The sequence below is a fragment of the Acidovorax sp. LjRoot194 genome, assembly GCF_964253015.1.
GTDB lineage: Bacteria > Pseudomonadota > Gammaproteobacteria > Burkholderiales > Burkholderiaceae_C > Acidovorax.
This window is the reverse complement of the sequence record NZ_CAXUQB020000001.1, coordinates 1,853,400-1,875,703: the sequence shown is the minus strand read 5'-3', so window position 1 is coordinate 1,875,703 and position 22,304 is coordinate 1,853,400. Positions and strand designations below refer to the sequence as shown.

Sequence of the window (22,304 nt, the reverse complement as noted above, 5' to 3'; positions counted from 1 at the left end):
CCAGCCAGCCCAGGCACGGGTCAACGGCTTGTTAGGCAGATGGAGCAGCTGCAGCAGCACCCAGCCGCCAGAGTGACGTGACCTCAGCCGCGCGGGCCGCATGCAGGGCGTCGCCCGCATCGGCGGCCTTGGCGTGGCGTGGCTTTACATCGTGCCGGCCCCGCACCACCAGTCCTGCCTCGGCGATCCAGACCAGCAGCTGATCGCGCGGGCGCAGGCCCAGGTGCTCGGCCAGGTCGGACAGAATCAGCCAGCCCTCGCCCCCGGGCTCCAGGTGGTCGGCCAGCCCGGTCAGAAAGCCCCGCAACATGCGGCTGCCTTCGTCGTACACCGCATGCTCGATGGGCGAATTGGCGCGGGCAGGCAGCCAGGGCGGGTTGCACACCACCAGCGGCGCGCGGCCGGGCGGGAACAGGTCCGCCTGCAGCAACTCCACGCGGGGCAGCACACCCAGGCGCTGCAGATTGTCGCGAGCGCACTCCAGCGCGCGCGGGTCCTGGTCGGTGGCCACCATGCGCTGCACGCCACGGCGGGCCAGCACCGCCGACAGCACGCCGGTCCCGACACCGATGTCGAAAGCCAGCTCTTTGGACGGCAGGGGGGTGTTGGCGATCAGGTCCACATACTCGCCCCGCACAGGCGAGAACACACCGTAGTGGGGGTGGATGCGGTTGAGCGGCGCCGCGCCCAGTGCAGGCACCTCCACGCCCTTCTTGCGCCATTCGTGCGCGCCCAGCAGGCCCAGCAGCTCGCGCAGCGTGGCGACCGACCGCTCGCCCGTGGCAGGGCCCCAGGCCTCGGTGCAGGCCTGGCGCCAGTCGGGCGCGCGGCGCAGCGCGATGCTGTAGTCACCCTCGAGCGGGATCAGGATGGCCGCGAGCACACGGGCACGTTGGGCCTGTGCCTGGCGGTGCAGGTGAAAGGCCTCTGCCGGTGTCGCCACCGCCAGCTTCTGCGCCGACCGGGCAGCCGCCTTGCGGGGCTTGCGCTCGGCCCGGCGCATCAGCGCCTGCAGCAGGTGGCGCGCGTTCTGGAAGTCGCCCTCCCACAGCAGGCCTGTGCCCTCAGCCGCCATGCGGAAGGCGGTGTCTGCGGCCAAGGTGTCATCGGCAGTGACGACACGGCGCGGCACGGGAGCGCCGCTTTCGGAGCGCCACTGGGCTTGCCGGGGCTCGCCTTGATGGGTCCACGCGATCATGGGAAGAGAGGTCGACATGGGATCCTTCACGGCGCTGCGTGTACCACTGACAGGCGGCACCAGCACGGCCTGCTGGGCCGTGGATGCCGGGCAAGAACCGCTGTGTGGGACAGCATCCAAATGACCGCACAGCGCGTCAAAGCGCAAGCGGAAGGACGGCGCCCAGCGGCTCGGAGAGGGGGGTTCACACCATCAAGCGTTGATCGGGCGCTTCAGACGCACTTCTTCGATCTTGACGCCGCCGATCACGGCGGTCTTGGCGGTGGACAGCTCACGCTTGAAGCCGGCCATCTCATGAAAACGCAGGGCGCGCTCGTTGCGCAGCGGCACCCACGACGTCACGTTGGTGCAGCCTTCTTCCTGAAGGCCGTCACGGGCGGCGTCCCACAAGGCCAGGCCCACGCCCTGGTTCCAATGCGTGGGGGCGGCGTAGATGGCCCAGATCTCACCAGTGGTGGGGCGGGACTTTTCATCGCGGGAACGGTCGTAGCCGACAAAGCCGACGATCTTCTCGCCGTCAATGGCCACCTGGACCTGGGGTTCGCAATACTCGATGGCCTCGCGCCAGTAGGCCTGGCGCTTTTCAACCGACGACATGGACTTCAACTGCTCGTCTGGCACCAACCCTTTGTAGGCCTCTTGGGCAGAGACGGTATGGATCTGGGCGATGGCTTTTGCATCGCGAAGCGTAGCGGGACGAACCTGGATACTGGACATGGAAAAACCGAACGAAAACGGGGGATGAAAATACGAAAGGACCGGCATTGTCGCCGCAAACGGTTTTTCACCCCGTAGAGGGCCCTGCTTTGCCCTCGTCAAGCGTTCAGATTCGCCCCCAGGGGGCCTACTTTGTGGCAGGCAGCGCAGGCCCTCCGTGGGGCTGTGGGCGTGTGCGAGGCCGCGTCTCAGGCCATCGCCATCGAGCCCGTGAGCGCCGAAGATGACGACGCCGCAGCGGCTGCGGCAGCCCGCTGCACCAGCGCGCGCTTGTTGCGCGGGCGGGGCACGTGGACGGCGGGCGGCGTGCCGTTGATGGCCGCCAGGCCCAGCACCAGCGTCACGGTGCGCGAGCCGTCATCCCGGTCGTCACTGGCGTAGGCGCGGTAGCTGCCGTTGCCCTGCCCGTGGCTGCGCTGCACGGTGTGGAACGCCACGCGCACGCCACTGACCCGGTGGCCACCAAACGGCAGCACGCGCAGCCGCGCGTCGCGGTCCAGCGCCAGCCCCATGTTGCCTGGGCGGTTGACGAGATCGGTGCGAATGGCGCGCCAGGTCTGCCCGTCGTCGACCGAAAACTGCCAGGTGCCCGCCTGGGCATCCAGGTGTTCGATCACCACACCCGCCGAGGCCTGCATGCCCGGGCAGTTTTCTTCGACGATGTGGGCCACCGAATTGCCGCCCAGGCCGGTGGCGCAGGACGCGGCGCCGGGTGCGGGACGCCGATCGGTGCGGGGCTGGCGGCTGGCAGCGGTGGCAGAACCTTGGATGGATGCATTCACAGACATTGGAGTCCCTCTCAAGTGCAGGATGTGAAAAAACAAAGGTGCGCATTGGTTTTCACCCCATCGATGCCTTCCAACAAGATGCTTTTCAATGCTTGACGGAAAGTCTAAAAATTGACCTATCCGGCGTCCATCGCACAAATGGACTAGTCAACAACAGCTTTTTGTGCGTAATACTTGCCGGATGACTGCCCGTCTCTTGCTCGTGGACGACCACAACCTCTTTCGCACCGGGTTGCGCCTGATCGTCCAGGACCATGCCGGCGTGGGAGCAATCGCCGAGGCGGGCTCGATCGCCGAAGCCTGCGCCCTGCAGGCCGTGGACACCGACCTGGTGCTGCTGGACATCCAGCTGCCCGGCATGAATGGCCTCGATGGCCTGCGCCCGCTGCGCCAGGCCTGCCCCCGCGCCCGCATCGTGCTGGTGTCGGCCAGCGTGGCGCCGGACGCCATCCACGAGGCACGCGCCCGGGGCGCCGACGGTTTTCTCTTCAAGTCCGCCAGTGCGCAGGACATCCTCGACGCCATCACCTGCGCGCTGGCAGGGCAGCCCTGCTTTCCCATCCACAGCAGCCACAGCGCCGCTGTGCGCGTCCCGGGTGCGCCGTCACTCACCGCGCGGCAACTGGAAGTGCTGGCCTTGCTGTGCACCGGCAAGCCCAACAAGGTCATCGCCCGCGACCTGGGCCTGAGCGAGAACACCGTGCGCGTGCACGTGGCCGCCATCTTTGCGCAGCTGGGCGTCAACAGCCGCAGCGCCGCACTGCTGGCCGCGCAGCGCATGGGGCTGTCCACCCCGCTGCTCCATGACACCCTCTAAAACCCTGCCGACCCAGCAAGCCGCCACGCCAGCCCCGCGCTGGAGCGACTGGGCGGCCCGGGCTGGCTGGCCGGTGTGGGAGCGCGACGAGGTGCTGCGCGAGCAGGCCGCGCTGCTGCGGCAGAACTTCCCGATGACGCTGCTGGCGTCGCTGGCCACGGCGCTCGGTACGCTGTGGGTCATGGCCCCCGTGGCCGACACGCAGGCCACCACCATCTGGCTCGTTTTGCACGCCATGGTGGTGCTCGGGGTGTACATCACGCTGCGCAGCATCGCCCCCTTCACCGACCCTGCGCCCCAGGCGGCGCGCAAGCTCATTGCCTGCATGGCCGCGATGGGACTCAGCTGGGGCAGCCTGGGTTATGTGGTGCTGTACTGGGGCACGCAAGAGAGCGTGATCTATGCCATCGGCATCATCAGCACCGTGTCGTCGGGGGCGCTCGGCCTGGGCGCGCCGCTGTACCGGGCGTACGTCACCTACCTCACCTGCGCCATGGGTGGCGTGATGATCGCGGTGGCGGTGGAAGGCGGTGCGGTAATGTGGCCCGCGCTGTTCCTGACCAGCGTCTACTTTGCACTGACCTGCATGCAGGCGCGCACGGCCGACCGCGCCACGCGGCGCAGCATCGCGCTCAAGCTTGAGAACGACCGGCTGGTGACCGAACTGCGTGCCGAGTCCCAGCGCGCGCTGGCCGCGCAAGAGGCCGCCGAGCGTGCCGACCGCGACAAGTCCCGCTTTCTGGCCGCGGCCAGCCACGACCTGCGCCAGCCGCTGCACGCGATGGGGCTGTTTCTCGAATCGCTGCAGCGCAGCCCGCTGAGCGACCACCAGCGGACGGTGCTCGGGCATGCGCACGCGGCCTCGGGCGCCGCGGCCGAGATGCTCACCACGCTGCTCGATTACTCGCGCCTGGAGGCCGGGGTGGTCAAGGTGCGCCCTGCCCCGTTTGCGTTGCAGCCCCTGCTGAGCGCGCTGGAGCAGGAGTTCGGCGTGCAGGCCGACACGGCCGGGCTGGTGTACCGCACCCGCGAGACATCGGCCGCGGCGCATGCAGACCGGTCCCTGGTGGGTCTGGTGATGCACAACTTCATCTCCAACGCACTGCGCTACACCGGCCAGGGCGGCGTGCTGATTGCGTGCCGCACGCGGGGCAAGCGCCTGGCGCTGGAGGTGTGGGACACCGGAGCCGGCATACCGCAGCACCAGTGGGACGACATCTTTCGGGAATTCCACCAGCTGGGCAACCCCGAGCGCGACCGCCGCAAGGGCTTGGGGCTGGGGCTGGCCATCGTGCAGCGGCTCGCGCGCGAGATGGGCACCTCGGTCGAGGTCATGTCGCGCCCGGGCCGCGGCTCCGTGTTCCGCCTGTGGCTGGACCGGTGGCAGGGCGCACTGGAAGACGACAGCGCCATGTCGCCCCCAACGGATGCACGCTCCCTGAGCGGTCTGAAGATTCTTGCCATCGACGACGACGAGGCCGTGCGCACCGGTATGCAGTCGCTGCTGCAAAGCTGGGGGTGCCTGTGCATCACGGCCGAGTCGAGCAAGGATGCGCTGGAGTGCCTGGAAGATACCGCGCTCGACATCGTGCCCGACCTCATCATCACGGACTTCCGCCTGCGCCATGAAGAGACCGGCAAGCAGGTGCTGCAGGCCCTGCGCGCCTACCTGGGCACGCCGGTGCCGGCGATCATCCTGACGGGCGATACCTCGCCCCAGCGCCTGCGCGACGCGCAGTCCACCTCGGCCCTGCTGCTGCACAAGCCAGTGTCTACCCGCCAACTGCGCGACGCCATCGTGCAGCTCATCACCCAGCCGTACACAGCACACCCACCAAGCACAGCGAACGCTGCAGACGTTGATGAGATCGACAGCGGGTTTGCGACGGCCCCTGCGCCGACCTCCGCCGCGGCGACAGCACCTACAACCAGCGCCGCAGCAGCCCCATGACCTGGTCGAACTTCGCGCCGTAGGGCGGGTAGAACATCGACCCCATCGACCACCGCGACTGCACCAGCACCGACTTCTGGTGGCAAAAGCGCAAGAAGCCCTGCTCACCGTGGTAGGCGCCCCAACCGCTGTCGCCCACGCCGCCAAACGGCAGGTTGTCGTGGGCGATGTGCATCAGCGTGTCGTTCACCGTCACGCCACCGCTCACCGTGCGGCGCAGCACGTCGTCGCGTACCGCCTCGTTCTGGCCGAACCAGTACAGCGCCAGCGGGCGCGGGCCGGCATTGATGTGCGCGATGGCGTCGTCCAGCCGCTCGTACGACACCACGGGCAGGATGGGCCCGAAGATCTCTTCCTGCATGAGCTGCATGGCCGACGTGGCGCCGAACACCAGCGTGGGCAGCATCTGGCGGCTGGCACCATCGCCCAGCGTGCCCACGGTGGGCACAGCGGGTTTGCCGGCGGCGGGGTCGATGGTCTGCACTTCGGCGCCCTGCGTCTGGGCCTGCTGCAGCATCGTGCGCAGCCGGGCATGGTGGCGCGGCGTGATGATGGAGGCGTAGTCGCCGTTGCCCTCGATGGTGGGGAACAGGCGCGCCACGGCCGTGCGATAGGCCTGGGCAAACTCACCCTCGCGGCCGCGCGGCAGCAGCACGTAGTCGGGCGCGATGCAGGTCTGCCCGGCGTTGAGCAGCTTGCCGTGCGCGATCTTGAGGGCCGCGTCCTGCATGTCGCAGTGCCCGTCGATGATGCAAGGCGACTTGCCCCCCAGCTCCAGCGTGGTGGGCGTGAGGTGCTGGGCCGCGGCCTGCGCCACCTTGCGGCCCACGGCGGTGGAGCCGGTGAACACCAGGTGGTCGAACGGCAGCGACGCGAACAGCGCCGACAAATTGGCGTCGCCCTGCACCACGCAGAACTCGTCGGGCGTGAAGAACTGCGCCACCAGAGCGGCCAGCTGGGCGGATGTGTGCGGAGTGAGCTCGCTGGGCTTGAGCATCACGCGGTTGCCCGCCGCCAGCGCGGTGATGGCCGGCGCCAGCGCCAGTTGCACCGGGTAGTTCCACGGGGCAATCACGCCCACTACGCCCAGCGGCTGGCGCTGGATGTGCGCGCTTGCAGGCTGCAGGAAGATGGGCGTGCGCACCTTGCGCGGCTTCATCCACTTGGCCAGGTGGCTCAGCGTGTGTGACAGCAAGGTGCGCAGCACGAAGAAATCCGCCACCTCGGTCAGGCGCGGGGAGCGCATGCCAAAGTCGGCTTGCACCGCCGCCGCCAGCACCGGCCCGTTCTCGTCCAGCATCTTGGACAGGCGCAGCAGGCGCTCGCGGCGTACCAGCAGGGGCACATCGACGTGCTCGCGGCTTGCCTGGCGTTGAAGATCGAAGTGGGCGTGGATATCGGCTGGTGTCATGGCTCAATGATAAGGAGGTGCCACCGGCCCGCCGGGCCCTGCGCTGACCAGCACGCATGCATGCAGGGCCGGTGCCTGCGCGGTGCGGGCGGGAGCATGTCGCAGTATCGGGCCGCGGAGCCCGCGTGCGGTGTCAAAAAGCTCCGTCTAGAGAGCTGCGTCGATGAGGACGGGTGCAGATGGATGCGGATCCATGCTGCGCGGCGGGCCCCACCACCGCTACAAGCCCAAGGTGCCGGGACATCAGTGCTCGAGAGCACCGATCAGCGCAGCTCCCGCGCCTCCACATCGGTCACCTGCGCAGCGCCGGGCAGGATGCCGCCGCGGCGCGACGCTGCGGGCTCGTGCACCCCGTCGTCGGATTCGGACGCGTTCTGCGGGCCTGCCGGCGCCCCCGACGACCAGCGCTGGGTAGAGCGAAACGCCGTGCTGAAACCCGTGCGCGGATCCATGCGCATGACCCACGGGGTGACGGGCCTGCCGGTGAGCCAGGCCCAGCCTGCGCGCAATGCCCAGACCAGCGCCAGCACCATGACACCCGCGAGCAGGCTCAAGAACAGCACCAGCCCCAGGGCCACGACCACCAGGCGCACCACAAAACGCAGAACCCCTGCAACAAATTCGTTCAAACGACACCTCTCCTTCACAACTGCGCCAACGCCGCCCGGGCCTCGTGAGAGCCCCGGGCGGCGTGCGCGTTCAACACATCAGTCTGTCAGCCCTGCGCTGCAGCGCCGAACTGAAAGACGCCGGGCTCCAGCACCGGGTTCACCGTGACCGGGATCACGCTCTTGGGCGGGAACCGCCCTTCCAGCAGCAGCTTGGACAGCGGGTTCTCCAGCCGCTGCTGGATCGCCCGCTTGAGCGGCCGCGCGCCGAACACGGGGTCAAACCCCACCTTGGCCAATTCTGCCAAGGCCGCGTCCGACACCTGCAAGTCCAAATCCATCTTGGCCAGCCGGGATTGCAGCTGGTGCAGCTGGATCTTGGCGATGGCGGCGATGTGCTGCGCGTCCAGGCCATGGAACACCACGGTCTCGTCGATGCGGTTCAGGAACTCGGGGCGGAAGTGGTTCTTGAGCTCGCCCCACACCGCTTCCTTGATGTCCTCGGCGTCCTGCCCCACCATGGCCTGGATCAGGTGCGAGCCGATGTTGCTCGTCATCACGATCACCGTGTTCTTGAAGTCCACGGTACGGCCCTGCCCATCCGTCAGGCGGCCGTCGTCCAGCACCTGCAGCAGCACGTTGAACACATCGGGGTGGGCCTTTTCCACCTCGTCGAGCAGCAGCACGCTGTAGGGCTTGCGGCGCACGGCTTCGGTCAGGTAGCCGCCCTCCTCGTAGCCCACGTAGCCGGGCGGCGCGCCGATCAGGCGGGCCACCGAATGCTTCTCCATGAACTCGCTCATGTCGATGCGGATCAGGTGGTCTTCGCTGTCGAACAAGAAGCCCGCCAGCGCCTTGCACAGCTCGGTCTTGCCCACGCCCGTGGGGCCCAGGAACAGGAACGAGCCCGTGGGACGGTTCGGGTCCGACAAGCCCGAGCGCGAGCGGCGGATGGCGTTGGCCACCGCGGCAATCGCCTCCTCCTGGCCGACCACGCGCTCGTGCAGCTTGTCTTCCATCTGCAGGAGCTTGTCCTTTTCGCCCTGCAGCATCTTGGACACGGGAATGCCCGTGGCGCGGCTCACCACTTCGGCGATCTCTTCGGCGCCCACCTGCGTGCGCAGCAGGCGGCGCGGGGCAGGAGCACCGTCCTTGCCATCCTCTTGCGCCTGCGCTTCTTTCAGCTGGCGCTCCAGGTCTGGCAGCTTGCCGTACTGCAGCTCGGCCACCTTGTTGAAGTCGCCCTTGCGGGTGAATTCCTCGATCTGGAACTTGAGCTTGTCGATGGCTTCGCGCACTTGCGCGCTGCCCTGGGCCTGGGCCTTTTCGGCCTGCCAGATCTCGTCGTAGTCGGCGATCTCCTTTTGCAGCTTGGCGATCTCTTCCTCGATCAGGCCGAAGCGCTTGAGCGACGACTCGTCCTTCTCGCGGCGCACGGCCTCGCGCTCGATCTGCAGCTGGATCAGGCGGCGGTCCAGGCGGTCCATGACCTCGGGCTTGGAGTCCATCTCGATCTTGATCTTGGAGGCAGCCTCGTCGATCAGGTCGATGGCCTTGTCGGGCAAAAAGCGGTCGGTGATGTAGCGGTGGCTCAGCTCGGCCGCGGCCACGATGGCCGGGTCGGTGATGTCCACGCCATGGTGCACCTCGTATTTTTCCTGCAGGCCGCGCAGGATGGCGATGGTGGCCTCCACCGTGGGCTCGCCCACCAGGATCTTCTGGAAGCGGCGCTCCAGCGCAGCATCCTTCTCGATGTACTTGCGGTATTCGTCGAGCGTGGTGGCGCCAACGCAGTGCAGCTCGCCACGCGCGAGGGCGGGCTTGAGCATGTTGCCCGCGTCCATCGCGCCTTCGCCTTTGCCCGCGCCCACCATGGTGTGCAGCTCGTCGATGAAGACGATGGTCTGGCCCTCGTCCTTGGCCAGCTCGTTGAGCACGGCCTTGAGGCGCTCTTCGAACTCGCCGCGGTACTTGGCACCGGCCAGCAGGGCGGCCATGTCGAGCGACAACACGCGCTTGCCCTTGAGCGACTCAGGCACCTCGCCCGCCACGATGCGCTGGGCCAGGCCTTCGACGATGGCGGTCTTGCCCACGCCGGGCTCGCCGATGAGCACGGGGTTGTTCTTGGTGCGGCGCTGCAGCACCTGGATGGCACGGCGGATCTCGTCGTCGCGGCCGATCACGGGGTCCAACTTGCCGATGCGGGCGCGCTCGGTCAGGTCCATGCAGTACTTGGCCAGGGCACCGCGCTGGCCCTCGGCCTCGGCGCTGTCCATCTTCTGGCCGCCGCGCACCGCGTCGATGGCGGTCTCCAGGCTCTTGCGGGTCAGGCCGTTTTCCTTGGCGATGCGCGCCGCCTCGCCCTTGCTGTCGATCACGGCCAGCAGGAACAGCTCGCTCGCGATGAACTGGTCGCCGCGCTTGATGGCTTCCTTCTCGGTGGCCTGCAGCACGCGGCCGAGCTCCGGGCCGCCCTGCACCTGGTCGTTGCCCTGCACCTGGGGCAGGCGCTGCACAGCGGACTCTGCCGCGGCCAGCAAACCTTGCACATTGACGCCGGCGCGCTGCAGCAGCGCCCGCGGGCCATCGTCCTGCCGCAGCATGGCCACGATGACGTGGACGGGCTCGATGTAGGCGTGGTCACTGCCCAGGGCCAGGGTCTGGGCGTCGCTCAGGGCTTCTTGAAACTTGGTGGTGAATTTGTCGAGACGCATGGGTGAATGTCCTCCGAATTGCAGACCAATTGGGGCGGGAAATGCCCGATTTCAAGACAGTCACCTCGCCCGGGGATGACGTGGATCAGCAAACTCTCCTGAGTGCACCGCACCTCGTTGCTATATTTTTAATAGCTGTTAGCGCTTACCCCAAGCGCGGCAGAGGCATTTTTAACCTGAAATACCCTGCTTGCACCCACACGCCACGTGCACTGCGGCCGGAAGGCGGCCTGGGGTAGCGCCGGGCAGCCCTATGCGTTCTGCGCCGTGATGCCCCAGCGTGCCAGCGCCGCGTCGTCGCTCACCCGCGCATCCACCCAGCGGGCGCCCTGCGAGGTTTCTTCCTTCTTCCAGAACGGCGCCTGGGTCTTGAGGTAGTCCATCAGGAATTCGCAGGCCTGAAAGCTCTGGCCGCGGTGCGCGCTGGTCACGGCCACCAGCACGATCTGGTCGAGCGGCTGCAGCAGCCCCACGCGGTGGATGATGCGGGCGCCGAAGATGTCGAAGCGGCGAAGCGCCTCGTCCACCATGGCCTCGATGGATTTTTCGGTCATGCCGGGGTAGTGCTCCAGCTCCATCGACGACACGGCATCGCCTTCATTGCGATCCCGCACCGTCCCGATGAAACTGCAGACGGCGCCTACGCCCTTGTTGTGGCTGCGCAGCGCGGCGATTTCGGTGGACAGGTCGAAGTCCTGCGTCTGGATGGACACGCGGGGCAGCGCCACAGCCCCTGACCCCTGCGGCAAGTCGCGCGGCGTGGTCATGGCGAGCGGTGCAGCCGGGGCGCGGCCAGCAGGGCGAGCTCTTCTTCGACCACTTTGTTCAACTGCGCGAGCGCCGGCTTTGGCGGCAGCTTGGCCAGCAGCGCCTGCAGGCGCGTCACGTCGCCCACGGTCGGGGCCACCTTGATCTGGGCGATGGCGGCGTCAATGTTGCCGCCCTGCACCAGGGCCAGGACTTTGCCGGGCCATTCACTTTTGGGTTTTGCCATGGAGGATGTGTGATTGTCTGTACGATGGGCCCGCACTTTACCCCCAGTGCCCGCTCGCAGGGCACTTCCCCACCTCCATGGCCACGCAAACCATCACCACCGACCTCTACAAGCTCTACCCTTCGCCGCGCAATGCGCACAAGGACGTGTTCGAGCACCAGGTCTTCGTGCCCTACCCTTACGCCATCATCGACCTCGATGTGATGGACCTGGCGGGCAAGACCACGCTGTTCGCGGCGTGCCGGCTGTCGGACATGAAGATGGGCCAGGTGGTGAGCTTCGAGCTGCCTGCCGACCAGGCCCGGTTCGAGCGCCTGTTCACGCCCGATTGAGCGAGAAGCCCATGGATGACGACAACCAGATCCACGTCCCGCCCTCCTTCATGGCCGTGTACAGCGACACCCGCAACCGGCTGACGGAGAAGCCCGCCGTGGTGCGCACCCGCTACGAACTGTGCGAGGACCTGGCGGGCCACCTGGTGGAACACGCGCAGACGCTGTACCACGTGCAGGCACCGTCGGAGGCCGAGATCTTGCGGCGCATCCACGCCGGGCTGTGCAGCGCCGAATCGGGCGTGTCGGTGGCCGAGGCGACGTGGATCGTCACGCGCCTGGCCGAGATGCTGAACTGGCCCTGCCCGGAGCTCCTGCCACCGCTGCCTGCCGAGGATCCATCGAACCCAGCCGAGGCACCCGCAGCAAGCCGGGCGCCCTGAGTCCTGCTGCGCTACAGCAAGCCGCGACGAACACCCCAAGGCGCCGCGCTGGCCTTCATCAGCCCGCTGCCTGCCGTGGCGCCCATCAGACATCGTCTTGCAGGCTCGTCGCTATACTGCGCCCCATGCCCACGCACCGCATTTCTGCCCTGATCACCGCTCCCGCGGTGGCCTTGCAGTGCGTGGTCAAAGCCAAAAAACCAGAGCTCATCTGACCGGAGCTGTGGTTCCGTCCGGATGAGCGACGGAACCACCTGGTAGAGAAATCCCGCTTTCTTTTTCTTCCCTCCCCGGCATTCCGCGCGTTCTTTTTCGGACGGTTCTTCCCTTGGTCGAACCCTGAAAGAACCCTGCGCATGCCCACACTGACGACACCTGCTTCCGCTGTCCTCACCACTACACCCGAGGTCACACTCCCTGCGCCCACCCGCACCATCTTCAGCGGGCTGTGGATCGCCCTGGTCACGCCGTTCAAGGATGGTGCCGTGGACCATCCGGCCCTGGCCGCCCTCACCGCCCGGCTCTGTGCCGACGGTGTTGCGGGCTTCGTGGCCTGCGGCTCGACCGGCGAGGCGGCGGCCCTCGACAAGGCCGAGCAACTGCAGGTGCTGGAGACCGTGCTGGGCGCCGCCCAGGGGTTGCCCGTGGTGATGGGCCTGTCGGGCTACCACCAGGGCCAGATGCTGGAGCAGGTGCGCGCGCTGGCGCACTACCCGGTGGTGGGCCTGCTGGTGTCCGCCCCCCACTACATCCGCCCCTCGCAAGAAGGCCTGCTGCACTGGTTTCGCACCCTGGCCGACGCCAGCGCGGTGCCCGTGCTGATTTACGACATTCCCTACCGCACGGGTGCCACGATCAGCACCGAGACGCTGCTGGCGCTGGCGGCGCATCCGCGCATCCAGGGCATCAAGGACTGCGGTGGCAGCCCCGCCAAGACGCAGGCCCTGATCGCCGATGGCCGGCTGCAGGTGCTGACGGGCGAAGACGCGCAGATCTTCCACACGCTGGCCCTGGGCGGCGCCGGCGCCATCTCGGCCAGCGCGCACTGGCAGACACCGCAGTTTGTGGAGTTGACGGCTTTGCTGCGCTCAGGCGACCTGCCCGCAGCCCGCCCGGTGTGGCAAGCCTTGCAACCCTGGGTGGACGCATGTTTTGCCGAGCCCAACCCGGCCCCGCTCAAGGCGATGCTGGCGCATGCAGGGTGGATGCGCAGCGAACTGCGCGCGCCGATGATGCCGGCCTCGAAGGCGCTGCAAGATCGTTTGAAGGCGCTGTGAGGTGACTTGCCAGGGCGTAAAAGAGCGCGCCCGGCTAACCGCCCGTCACCGGCGGAAAAAACGCCACCTCGGCCCCATCGGCCAGGGTGGCGGATTCATCGCTCAAGGTCTGGTTGAGCGCCATGCGCACGGCCCGGCCGCGTGCCAGGCTGCTGGCGTGGGCACCGCCGCGTGCAATCAGTTCGTCGCGCAGGTCACCCAGCGTGGCGGCAGAGGTCTCAATCGCCTCGCTGCCGTGCCCAATGGCCTCGCGGATGGAGGCGAAGTAACGTATACCGACTTTCATCTCAGTTTTCCATAACGCGGCGCGTCATTTGCAGCGCATGAAACTGGCACGCTCTGAGCCAGCGCCCCCGCGCAAGGGCCGCCCCGCCGCGAAGGCGGCGTATCCAGCGCTTGCGCTGGGGGCGTTCCCCTCCCGCATTGCATAGCAATGCGAGAGAGGGGGAAGGCGCGAAGCGACTCAGGGGGTGTTTCATTCCAGCAGCTCCGAGAAAGCGATGAACCGCACCGTATCGCCAGAGGCAATCGTCTGGCCCGCCGGGTTGTCCACCACACCATGGCCCCAAGCGGCCGAGGTGAGCACGCCCGAGCTCTGGTTGGCGAACAGGTCGAGCCCGCCGGCCGCGTTGTGCCGCACGCGCAGGAATTCGCGGCGTTTGTCGGCTTTGGGCCAGCTGAAATCAGCGCGGGCAGCGATGGACCTGGGGGCAACGTCCTGCACGCCCTGCAGGCGCAGCACGAACGGCCGCACCAGCAGTGCAAAGGTCAGAAAGCTCGACACGGGGTTGCCGGGTAGGCCCATGAAGTGCGCTGCGCCCTCGGCCCGGGGGATCTGGCCGTAGGCGAACGGCTTGCCGGGCTTCATGGCGATTTGCCACAGGTCGAGGCGGCCGAGCGACTCGACAGCGGGCTTGATGTGGTCCTCTTCACCCACCGACACGCCGCCGCTGGTGAGGATGAGGTCGTGGTCTGCGCTGGCGCTGCGCAGCGCCTGTACCGTCGCGTCGCGCCGGTCCGGGACGATGCCCAGGTCGGTCACCTCGCAGCCCAGGCGCTGCAGCATGGCGCGCAGAAAGAACCGGTTGCTGTTGTAGATGGCGCCGGGGCGCATCTGCTCGGGCGGCACCTCGCCGGGCATCACCAGTTCGTCGCCGGTGGAAAACAGCGCCACGCGCGGCCGGCGTGCGACCTGCAGCACGTGCAGGCCGATGCTCGCGGCCAGGCCCAGCTCGGCGGGCGACAGGCGCGAACCCCGCGCCAGCACCACCGCACCGCGGGTGATGTCTTCGCCGGCGCGCCGGATCCACTGGCCGGGCTGGGGCACGGCGTTGATGCGCACGCTGCCCTGGTCCGCCAGGGCTTCGCAGTCTTCCTGCATCAGGATGGCGTCGGCGCCCTCGGGCACCGGCGCGCCGGTGAAGATGCGCGCTGCCGTGCCGCTTTGCAGCGGCTCGCCAGCGCTGCCCGCGGCAATGCGCTGCGACACCGGCAGCACCCTGCCCGCCGCGGGCACGTCGGCCCGGCGCACCGCGTAGCCGTCCATGGAGCTGTTGTCCTGCGGGGGCACGTGCAGCGCCGAGACGCAGTCCTGCGCCAGCACGCGGCCGTCGGCGTCGAAGGTGGAGACCGCCTGCGTGGCTGTCGGCGGCACTGCGTGCGCCAGCAGCTCGGCCAGCGCGTCGTCCAGGGATTTGAGGGGGCGGTTCATGGTGGTGGTGGTTCCCGTCGCTTGAATGGGACTACATCCCCGCCCCGTAGAGCTCTTCGTTGTACTCGAACCGCTGTTCGTTCTGCACCAGCCAGTCCACCACCGCGGACGGGGCGTTGAGGTCAAGCAGGGGCAACTGCGTGGGCACCGTGAGCGCACCGGGCGCGTCGGTGGCGACAGCCACCACGAAGTCGTCCTCGGGGTAGCGCACGGGCTTGGCCGTCTGGCCGGCTTCGGGCGCGCGCCAGACTTCGATCTTGAGCAGGTCGCTGTCCTTGAAGCCTTCCACCAGCACCCAGTCCACGCCCGCGTACAGCTCGGCGATCAGGTGGTGCACGGAGAGCGTGGCGGGGCGCTCGAACTCGCGCACCAGCATCAGGCGCTTGTCGGACGCCGCCACCACTTCGAACGCACCGGCCTCGCGGTGGCGGTAGGTGTCCTTGCCGGGGTGGTCCACGTCGAAGCTGTGGTGCGCGTGCTTGACCACCGACACCCGCAGCCCGCGCAAGCGCAGCTCAGGGATGAGTTGCTCGACCAGCGTGGTCTTGCCACTGCCGGAGAAGCCTGCAAAACCGATCACCTTCATCCATCGCTCCTTGCGGTCGCTACGTTTTTAATAGCTGCTTGCGCATGCCTATCAAGCGGTAGCGGCCATTTTTATGCTCAATAACGCTCTGCAGCGCTGCTCTCGGGGCCGTCAAGCCGCGCGGTGGCGGCCAGGCAGCGGTGCCGCGAGGGCCGCGACGGCTGCTTGGCGGCGCCAGCGCGGCGCCGGGCCCTGCCGATCCGCTGAATCCGCCTGCGGTGCCACGGCCAAGGCACGCCAGCACCGGGACCCTGCCCCGCTGCGCTGGACTGCTCACTCAGGCGTTATCGCACACCCGCTGGATGTACGCCTTGACCTGGTCCACATCGGCGGGCATCACCTGCACGCGCTTGGGCAGGTCTTCGATGCCCGCGAACTTCTCGGGCCGCTCGGGCGCGTGTCCCAGGGCTTCTTCGATGGTCTCGGCGAACTTGATGGGCAGCGCGGTCTCCAGCACGATCATCGGCACCGATGCGTCGCCACGGTGCTCACGCGCCACCTTCACGCCGTCGGCGGTGTGGGTGTCGATGGTCACGCCATGGCGCTGGTGGGTGTCGCGGATGGTGGCCAGGCGGTCGGCGTGGGTGCTCTTGCCGCTTTCAAAGCCGTACTTGCCCGCCGCATCGGCGAACAGCGGATCGGCGCTCAAATCGAACCGGCCATAGGTCTGCAGCGCGGCGCTGAACAGGGCCTTGGTGCGCTGGCCGTTGCGGCCCAGCAGGTCGAAGATGAACCGCTCGAAGTTGCTGGCCTTGCTGATGTCCATCGACGGGCTCGACGTCTCGTGCGTGTCGGCTGCGGCGCGCACGCGGTACGAGCCCGTGCGAAAGAACTCGTCGAGCACGTCGTTCTCGTTGGTGGCGACCACCAGCTTGGCGATCGGCAGGCCCATCTGGCGCGCCACGTGGCCCGCGCAGACGTTGCCGAAGTTGCCCGACGGCACGGTGAAGCTGACCTTCTGGTCGTTGGTCTCGGTGGCCTGGATGTAGCCCGCGAAGTAGTACACCACCTGCGCCAAAAGACGCGCCCAGTTGATGGAGTTGACGGTGCCGATCTTGTATTTGCGCTTGAAGTCGAGGTCGTTGCTCACGGCCTTGACGATGTCCTGGCAGTCGTCGAACACGCCTTCGATGGCGATGTTGTGGATGTTCTCGTCCTGCAGGCTGAACATCTGCGCCTGCTGAAAAGCGCTCATGCGGCCGTGGGGCGAGGTCATGAAGACGCGCACGCCCTCTTTGCCGCGCATGGCGTACTCGGCCGCGCTGCCGGTGTCGCCGCTGGTGGCGCCCAGAATGTTCAGCTCTTCGCCGCGGCGCTTGAGTTCATACTCGAACAGGTTGCCCAGCAGCTGCATGGCCATGTCCTTGAAGGCCAGCGTGGGGCCGTTGGACAGGGCTTCGAGCCACAGGCCGTCTTCCAGGTGGCGCAGGGGCACGATCTCGCCCGTGCCGAACACTTCGGCCGTGTACGTCTTGGCGCAGATGGCCTTCAGGTCGGCGGCAGGGATGTCGTCGATGTACAGCGACAGGATCTGGAACGCCAGTTCGGCGTAGCCCTGCTCGTGGTACGCCTTGCGCAGCTTGGTCAGCGTGGCGCCGCTGATCTTGGGGTACTGCTCGGGCAGGTACAGGCCGCCGTCGGGCGCCAGGCCTTCGAGCAGGATGTCGCAGAAATGCTTGCGGTCGGCATGGCCGCGGGTGGAGATGTACAGCATCAGTTCAGTTCCTCCTTGCGGATGCGCGTGATGGGCGCCAGCACCGTGGGAAGCGCCTGCATCTGGGCGATGACGGCGTCCATGGTGCCTTCGCGGGTGTCGTGGGTCAGGATGATCAGGTCGGTCTGGGTGGAGCCTTCGCCTCCCACTTCGTCGGCTTCGCGCTGCAGCACCGCGTCGATGCTCACGCCGGCTTCGGCCAGCAGGCCGGTGACCTTGGCGAGCACGCCGGCCTGGTCGGCCACGCGAAGGCGCAGGTAGTAGCTGGTGACCACTTCGCTCATCGGCAGCACCGGCAGCGTGCCCATGGCGTCCGTCAGCGTGTGGGCCTGGAAGGCCAGGTGCGGCACGCGGTGCTCGGGGTCGGCCGTGTGCAGGCGGGCGATGTCCACCAGGTCGGCGATGACGGCGCTGGCGGTGGGCTCGCTGCCCGCGCCCTTGCCGTAGTACAGCGTGGTGCCCACGGCATCGCCCTGCACCACCACGGCGTTCATGGCGCCTTCGACGTTGGCGATCAGGCGTTTGGAAGGCACCAGGCTCGGGTGCACGCGCAGCTCCACGCCCTTGTCGACGCGCTTGGTGATGCCCAAGAGCTTGATGCGGTAGCCCAGCTGCTCGGCGTACTTGATGTCGGCAGCACCCAGCTTGGTGATGCCTTCGACGTAGGCCTTGTCGAACTGCACCGGGATGCCGAAGGCAATGGCGCTCATCAGCGTGACCTTGTGCGCGGCGTCCACGCCTTCGATGTCGAAGGTGGGGTCAGCCTCGGCGTAGCCCAGGCGCTGCGCTTCTTTCAGCACCACGTCGAAGTCCAGGCCCTTGCTGCGCATCTCCGACAGGATGAAGTTGGTGGTGCCGTTGATGATGCCGGCGATCCACTGGATGCGGTTGGCGGTCAGGCCTTCGCGCAGCGCCTTGATGATGGGGATGCCACCGGCCACGGCGGCCTCGAAGGCCACCATCACGCCCTTGGCCGATGCGGCCGCGAAGATCTCGGTGCCGTGCACGGCCAGCAGCGCCTTGTTGGCGGTGACGACGTGCTTGCCGGCTGCGATGGCCTCGAGCACCAGCGCGCGGGCGATGCCGTAGCCGCCGATGAGCTCGATGACGATGTCGATATCGGGGTTGGCGATGATGGCGCGGGCGTCGTTCACGACCTCGATGCCGTCACCCACCGCGGCCTTGGCGCGGTCCACGTCGAGGTCGGCCACCATGGTGATCTCGATGCCGCGGCCGGCGCGGCGGCGGATTTCTTCCTGGTTGCGCTGGAGCACGTTGAACACGCCGCTGCCGACGGTGCCGATGCCCAGAAGGCCTACTTGGATGGGTTTCATGGTGATGTTGGAAAAGGGTTGAATCGGGTTGAAATGGAGGACAGGCAGCCGCGGCGCAGCGGGGCTGGGCCTCAGCGCGTGACGTAGCTCGGCAACTGCCAGGCGCCGCCAGGAAAGCCCCGGCACATGCTGTCGCCAGCTTCACGGGTGAGCACGAAGCCCTGCCCGTCGAACTGCCAGTCGCGCGTCGACCAGCAGTCGCCGATGCCGCGGCCCTTCATAGCCGAATGGACAGAGCCCGTGTCAGCATCGAACTCGCCGTCCACGTCCTGCAAAGGCTCGGGCTTGTGGGGCGGCAGGTCGCTGGCGACCCACAGCAGTTTGCTGTAGTTATAGGCGCCCATGCCGCAGGGCAGGGACACCAAAAGCTTGCGGTCCGTGAGCCGGCGGACCTGGGCGGTGGACGGGTTCAGCGGGTCCTGGCCGTTGCACTGGTCGGCCACACTGGCACGGTCGATCTCGGCGAGCAGGGGCCTGGCCAGCGCACCATCGCCCTTGCGAGGCGCCACCGGCAAGACACCTTTGACCACGGGCGCGGCCGCGGGCCGCAGCACCGAGGACTCCGCCTTGGTACCGCGCCGCACCAGCGCGCCCGGCGTGCCAATGCGGCCTTGAGCCTCGTCCATCTTGAGCAGCACGGCGCTGGCCCCTGCCAGGGACAGCGTCCACCGGTCGTTGCCTGCTGACAGCGTTGCCTCGTCGTTCCTGAGCAGTTCCTGCAGCAGGCGCGGCACCTGGCCGGCTGGCACTCGCGGGATGGTCCCCTCCAGGCCGCGAAGCGAAAGCTTGCCCACCTGCAGATCGAGCGCCGCGGGGTCGGCCTTTTCGGAATAGACCTGCAGGTCCACCTGCACCGGCGCATTCGGGCCTGCAGGACGCGTCAGGAGGATGGAGGCAGGTTCGAAATCACCGTCCTCCGACTGGTAGCCCACAGCGCGGCAGGTGCGCGTGTTGTCGCATTGCAGCGCCCAATCCTTGTGCTGGAACCTGACGGGCTCTGGCTTGGGGTCTGCGGCGTGCGCGGACGGCAACGTTGCAGCCAAGGCCAGCACGGCCACCGCGCGGTGGGCGACGAAACGGATACGCATGTGAAAAGCCCTCCTCACTCGGCGGCGCGCCACTCAAGCCGCAGCCGAGGCTGCCGCCGCAGCAGCCTGCTTGCGCTTGCGGTACTGCTCCAGGAAGCGCGCCACCCGGCCGATGGCGTCGCGCAGGTCGTCCTCGTGGGGCAGGAACACGATGCGGAAGTGGTCGGGAGCCGCCCAGTTGAAGCCGGTGCCCTGCACCAGCATGACCTTGGTTTCCTGCAGCAGCTCCAGGAAGAACTGCTGGTCGTCCTCGATGGGGTACACAGCCGGGTCCAGGCGCGGGAACATGTACAGCGCCGCCTGGGGCTTGACGCAGGTCACGCCAGGGATGGCGGTGATGAGCTCGTACGCCAGGTCGCGCTGCTTGCGCAGGCGGCCGCCCTCGCCCACCAGCTCGTTGATGCTCTGGTAGCCGCCCAGCGCCGTCTGAACGGCCCACTGGCCGGGCACGTTGGCGCACAGGCGCATGTTCGAGAGCATGTTCAGGCCCTCGATGTAGTCCCGGGCGGGCTTCTTGTCGCCCGACACCACCAACCAGCCAGCGCGGTAGCCGCAAGAGCGGTAGCTCTTGGACAGCGAGTTGAACGTGAGCGTGAGCACGTCCTGGCTCAGCGAGCCGATGGCCGTGTGCTTGGTGCCGTCGTACAGCACCTTGTCGTACACCTCGTCCGCAAAGATCACAAGGCCGTGTTCGCGGGCGATGGCGACGATGCCCTTGAGCAGGTCGTCCGAGTACAGCGCGCCAGTGGGGTTGTTGGGGTTGATGACCACGATGCCCTTCGTGCGGGGCGTGATCTTGGCGCGGATGTCGGCCAGGTCGGGCATCCAGCCGTTGGCCTCGTCGCACAGGTAGTGCACCGGTGTGCCGCCCGACAGGCTGGCCGCAGCCGTCCACAGCGGGTAGTCGGGCGAGGGCAGCAGCAGCTCGTCGCCGTTGTCCAGCAGCGCGTTGGTGGCCATCACGATGAGTTCGCTGGCGCCGTTGCCCAGGTAGATGTCGTCGAGCGCCACGCCCTTGATGCCCTGCTTTTGCGTCTCGTGCATCACGGCCTTGCGCGCCGCGAAGATGCCCTTGCTGTCCGAATACCCTGCCGAGTTGGGCAGGTTGCGGATCATGTCCAGCTGGATCTCCTCCGGCGCATCGAAACCGAACACCGCCAGGTTGCCGATGTTGAGCTTGATGATCTTGTGCCCGTCTTCCTCCATCTGCTTGGCCGCGTCCATGATCGGCCCCCGGATGTCGTAGCAGACGTTGGCGAGCTTGGCGGATTTCTGGACGGTTTTCATGCGCTGACGGTGAAGGAGTATGGTCAGGTGGCGGGCCAGAGCGGCGGGCACCTTGGCGAACCTATAATTTGACCACAGATCAGATGTACCACCGGCCCCTTCTCTCGAAGGCCCGCTGCCACACCGCCGCCCGCCACGGCTGCCTGCGACACCCATGAAATTTCAGCCCGACCGCTCGAACGCACAAACCATCAGCGGATACGGCCCCGGCTGGATCGGCGTGGACGCCGACAAGATCACCCACAGCGTCATCATCGGCTCGAACGGCCTGCGCGAGGCCTGGCCCTGCGCGCGTTTTGAAGACCTCACGGCCGAACACTTCGCGCAACTGGCCCAGCTGGAGACGGAGCTCGTCATCTTCGGCAGCGGCACGCGCAACCGGTTTCCGCCCCCGGCCTGGCTGGCGCCACTGATCGCCCGCCGGCTGGGTCTGGAAACCATGGACACGGCTGCCGCCTGCCGCACCTACAACATCCTGGCAAGCGAAGGGCGCAACGTGGTCGCCGCCCTGCTGCTGGAAACCTGACGCCTGACCCTCCGCCTGATTAGCGGATGGCGCCGCCGGGCGCTTTAGCGTGCGCTGCCGCGCGGTGCCCTGTGCGCGAAAGGCTTGGACACACAGTCTTACATTTGGTTAGCAATCGATTTCGGAGTAAAATCACGGGTTGCGGTCGGGGGCACTCACAAGAGCAATAACACACCCGCTTCCCCCGGCTTATCAACGACTACATCCTGAGAGATTGAAGTGATATGGCGATCGTTGTCAACAAACCCCTCCCCGAATTTGAAGCCAACGCGACCGGTGGACTCAAGGTTTCCAATACCACCCACCTTGGCCAGATCATGGTGCTCTACTTCTACCCCAAGGACAACACGCCGGGCTGCACCACGGAAGCCATGCAGTTCCGTGACAAGTACAAGGACTTCGTGAAGGCTGGCGCCGCCGTGTTCGGCGTGTCGCGCGACAACATGAAGTCGCACGACGATTTCAAGGAAAAGCTCGAACTGCCCTTCGAACTCATCGCTGACACCGAAGAGAAAATGTGCCACATGTTTGGCGTGGTCAAGAACAAGATCATGTACGGCAAGAAGGTCAAGGGCATCGAGCGCAGCACCTTCCTGGTCGGCCCGGATGGCATTTTGGTGCAGGAATGGCGCGGCCTGAAGGTCCCCGGCCACGTGGACGAAGTCCTCAAGGCCGTGAAGTCCATCAAGGCGCTGAAAAAAGCCGCCTGACAGCAGATTGCACGGGAACACAGCGCATCCAACCGACAGCTCTGCGGTTTTGCCCAGGCCTGACATCAGGAATAGGCATAATGGTTTGATGCTCCTGGCTCCCGCAACGTCTACTACCCCATCCCAAAAAGCCGCCTTGGTCTCCAGGCGGCTTTTTG

General features: G+C 67.1%; 22 protein-coding genes. 7 read left to right on the top strand and 15 right to left on the bottom strand.

Features of this window, described 5'->3' with window-relative positions; translation table 11 throughout:
- Window positions 1–31: 31 nt before the first annotated feature.
- The 3 genes from ACSQ3N_RS08580 to ACSQ3N_RS08570 form a co-directional block, all read right to left on the bottom strand.
- Window positions 32–1,198, bottom strand: a complete 1,167-nt coding sequence (locus ACSQ3N_RS08580) for a methyltransferase (protein ID WP_436147936.1) — start codon at window positions 1,196–1,198, stop codon at window positions 32–34.
- A 192-nt stretch (window positions 1,199–1,390) separates the two neighbouring features.
- Complete coding sequence (locus ACSQ3N_RS08575) at window positions 1,391–1,915, bottom strand: GNAT family N-acetyltransferase (protein WP_056162314.1); 525 nt, start codon at window positions 1,913–1,915, stop codon at window positions 1,391–1,393.
- Between the two features lie 188 nt (window positions 1,916–2,103).
- Window positions 2,104–2,703: a hypothetical protein gene (locus ACSQ3N_RS08570; protein WP_436146058.1), complete on the bottom strand. Its 600-nt coding sequence runs from the start codon at window positions 2,701–2,703 to the stop codon at window positions 2,104–2,106.
- Between the two features lie 181 nt (window positions 2,704–2,884).
- On the opposite strand from ACSQ3N_RS08570, the gene ACSQ3N_RS08565 reads away from it, so the two are divergent.
- Both ACSQ3N_RS08565 and ACSQ3N_RS08560 read left to right on the top strand, forming a co-directional pair.
- The gene (locus ACSQ3N_RS08565; RefSeq protein WP_436146057.1) at window positions 2,885–3,520 is read left to right on the top strand and encodes a response regulator; all 636 of its coding nucleotides are present in this window, start codon (window positions 2,885–2,887) and stop codon (window positions 3,518–3,520) included.
- On the top strand, window positions 3,507–5,471 hold the full coding sequence (locus ACSQ3N_RS08560) for a hybrid sensor histidine kinase/response regulator (RefSeq protein ID WP_082516698.1): 1,965 nt from the start codon (window positions 3,507–3,509) through the stop codon (window positions 5,469–5,471). The genes ACSQ3N_RS08565 and ACSQ3N_RS08560 overlap by 14 nt, the downstream gene beginning before the upstream one ends.
- Here ACSQ3N_RS08560 and ACSQ3N_RS08555 read toward each other — a convergent pair.
- The 5 genes from ACSQ3N_RS08555 to ACSQ3N_RS08535 all read right to left on the bottom strand — a co-directional run bounded on the left by ACSQ3N_RS08555 (window position 5,443) and on the right by ACSQ3N_RS08535 (window position 11,198).
- Window positions 5,443–6,882, bottom strand: coding sequence for a coniferyl aldehyde dehydrogenase (locus tag ACSQ3N_RS08555; RefSeq protein ID WP_056420974.1), 1,440 nt, complete (start codon window positions 6,880–6,882; stop codon window positions 5,443–5,445). The genes ACSQ3N_RS08560 and ACSQ3N_RS08555 overlap by 29 nt on opposite strands.
- Window positions 6,883–7,145: 263 nt before the next feature.
- The gene (locus ACSQ3N_RS08550; RefSeq protein WP_436146056.1) at window positions 7,146–7,511 is read right to left on the bottom strand and encodes a hypothetical protein; all 366 of its coding nucleotides are present in this window, start codon (window positions 7,509–7,511) and stop codon (window positions 7,146–7,148) included.
- Window positions 7,512–7,597: 86 nt separating this feature from the next.
- Window positions 7,598–10,204, bottom strand: a complete 2,607-nt coding sequence (gene clpB, locus ACSQ3N_RS08545; RefSeq protein WP_056162298.1) for an ATP-dependent chaperone ClpB — start codon at window positions 10,202–10,204, stop codon at window positions 7,598–7,600.
- A 251-nt stretch (window positions 10,205–10,455) separates the two neighbouring features.
- Window positions 10,456–10,932 (bottom strand): molybdenum cofactor biosynthesis protein MoaE, encoded by a 477-nt coding sequence (locus ACSQ3N_RS08540; protein WP_436147935.1) that lies wholly within the window; start codon window positions 10,930–10,932, stop codon window positions 10,456–10,458.
- Window positions 10,933–10,967: 35 nt separating this feature from the next.
- Window positions 10,968–11,198, bottom strand: coding sequence for a hypothetical protein (locus ACSQ3N_RS08535; protein ID WP_056162294.1), 231 nt, complete (start codon window positions 11,196–11,198; stop codon window positions 10,968–10,970).
- A gap of 77 nt (window positions 11,199–11,275) precedes the next feature.
- Here ACSQ3N_RS08535 and ACSQ3N_RS08530 point away from each other — a divergent pair, with 77 nt between their 5' ends.
- The 3 genes from ACSQ3N_RS08530 to dapA all read left to right on the top strand — a co-directional run bounded on the left by ACSQ3N_RS08530 (window position 11,276) and on the right by dapA (window position 13,190).
- Window positions 11,276–11,530 carry a hypothetical protein gene (locus ACSQ3N_RS08530; RefSeq protein WP_056162292.1) on the top strand — a complete coding sequence of 85 codons (255 nt, stop codon included), beginning with the start codon at window positions 11,276–11,278 and terminating at the stop codon, window positions 11,528–11,530.
- 11 nt (window positions 11,531–11,541) lie between these two features.
- Window positions 11,542–11,913: a hypothetical protein gene (locus tag ACSQ3N_RS08525; protein WP_436146055.1), complete on the top strand. Its 372-nt coding sequence runs from the start codon at window positions 11,542–11,544 to the stop codon at window positions 11,911–11,913.
- Window positions 11,914–12,269: 356 nt separating this feature from the next.
- A complete protein-coding gene (gene dapA, locus ACSQ3N_RS08520) occupies window positions 12,270–13,190 on the top strand; it encodes a 4-hydroxy-tetrahydrodipicolinate synthase (RefSeq protein WP_436146054.1) in 921 nt (306 codons plus the stop codon).
- 34 nt (window positions 13,191–13,224) lie between these two features.
- Here the strand turns inward: dapA and moaD are convergent, their stop codons facing one another.
- From moaD to ACSQ3N_RS08485, 7 genes are all read right to left on the bottom strand, one after another.
- Window positions 13,225–13,476 carry a molybdopterin converting factor subunit 1 gene (gene moaD / locus ACSQ3N_RS08515; protein ID WP_436146053.1) on the bottom strand — a complete coding sequence of 84 codons (252 nt, stop codon included), beginning with the start codon at window positions 13,474–13,476 and terminating at the stop codon, window positions 13,225–13,227.
- A 189-nt stretch (window positions 13,477–13,665) separates the two neighbouring features.
- Window positions 13,666–14,901, bottom strand: coding sequence for a molybdopterin molybdotransferase MoeA (locus ACSQ3N_RS08510; RefSeq protein ID WP_436146052.1), 1,236 nt, complete (start codon window positions 14,899–14,901; stop codon window positions 13,666–13,668).
- A 31-nt stretch (window positions 14,902–14,932) separates the two neighbouring features.
- Window positions 14,933–15,487, bottom strand: a complete 555-nt coding sequence (gene mobB, locus ACSQ3N_RS08505; RefSeq protein ID WP_056420958.1) for a molybdopterin-guanine dinucleotide biosynthesis protein B — start codon at window positions 15,485–15,487, stop codon at window positions 14,933–14,935.
- Between the two features lie 277 nt (window positions 15,488–15,764).
- The gene (gene thrC / locus ACSQ3N_RS08500; protein ID WP_396502822.1) at window positions 15,765–17,201 is read right to left on the bottom strand and encodes a threonine synthase; all 1,437 of its coding nucleotides are present in this window, start codon (window positions 17,199–17,201) and stop codon (window positions 15,765–15,767) included.
- Complete coding sequence (locus ACSQ3N_RS08495) at window positions 17,201–18,535, bottom strand: homoserine dehydrogenase (RefSeq protein WP_396502823.1); 1,335 nt, start codon at window positions 18,533–18,535, stop codon at window positions 17,201–17,203. Before ACSQ3N_RS08495 ends, thrC begins: the two co-directional genes overlap by 1 nt.
- Before the next feature lie 71 nt (window positions 18,536–18,606).
- Window positions 18,607–19,623, bottom strand: coding sequence for a DUF1176 domain-containing protein (locus ACSQ3N_RS08490; protein WP_436146051.1), 1,017 nt, complete (start codon window positions 19,621–19,623; stop codon window positions 18,607–18,609).
- 33 nt (window positions 19,624–19,656) lie between these two features.
- Complete coding sequence (locus ACSQ3N_RS08485; RefSeq protein WP_436146050.1) at window positions 19,657–20,910, bottom strand: pyridoxal phosphate-dependent aminotransferase; 1,254 nt, start codon at window positions 20,908–20,910, stop codon at window positions 19,657–19,659.
- A 154-nt stretch (window positions 20,911–21,064) separates the two neighbouring features.
- On the opposite strand from ACSQ3N_RS08485, the gene ACSQ3N_RS08480 reads away from it, so the two are divergent.
- Window positions 21,065–21,436, top strand: coding sequence for an Mth938-like domain-containing protein (locus tag ACSQ3N_RS08480; protein ID WP_056162263.1), 372 nt, complete (start codon window positions 21,065–21,067; stop codon window positions 21,434–21,436).
- Between the two features lie 224 nt (window positions 21,437–21,660).
- A complete protein-coding gene (locus ACSQ3N_RS08475) occupies window positions 21,661–22,146 on the top strand; it encodes a peroxiredoxin (protein WP_056162260.1) in 486 nt (161 codons plus the stop codon).
- Window positions 22,147–22,304: the final 158 nt, after the last annotated feature.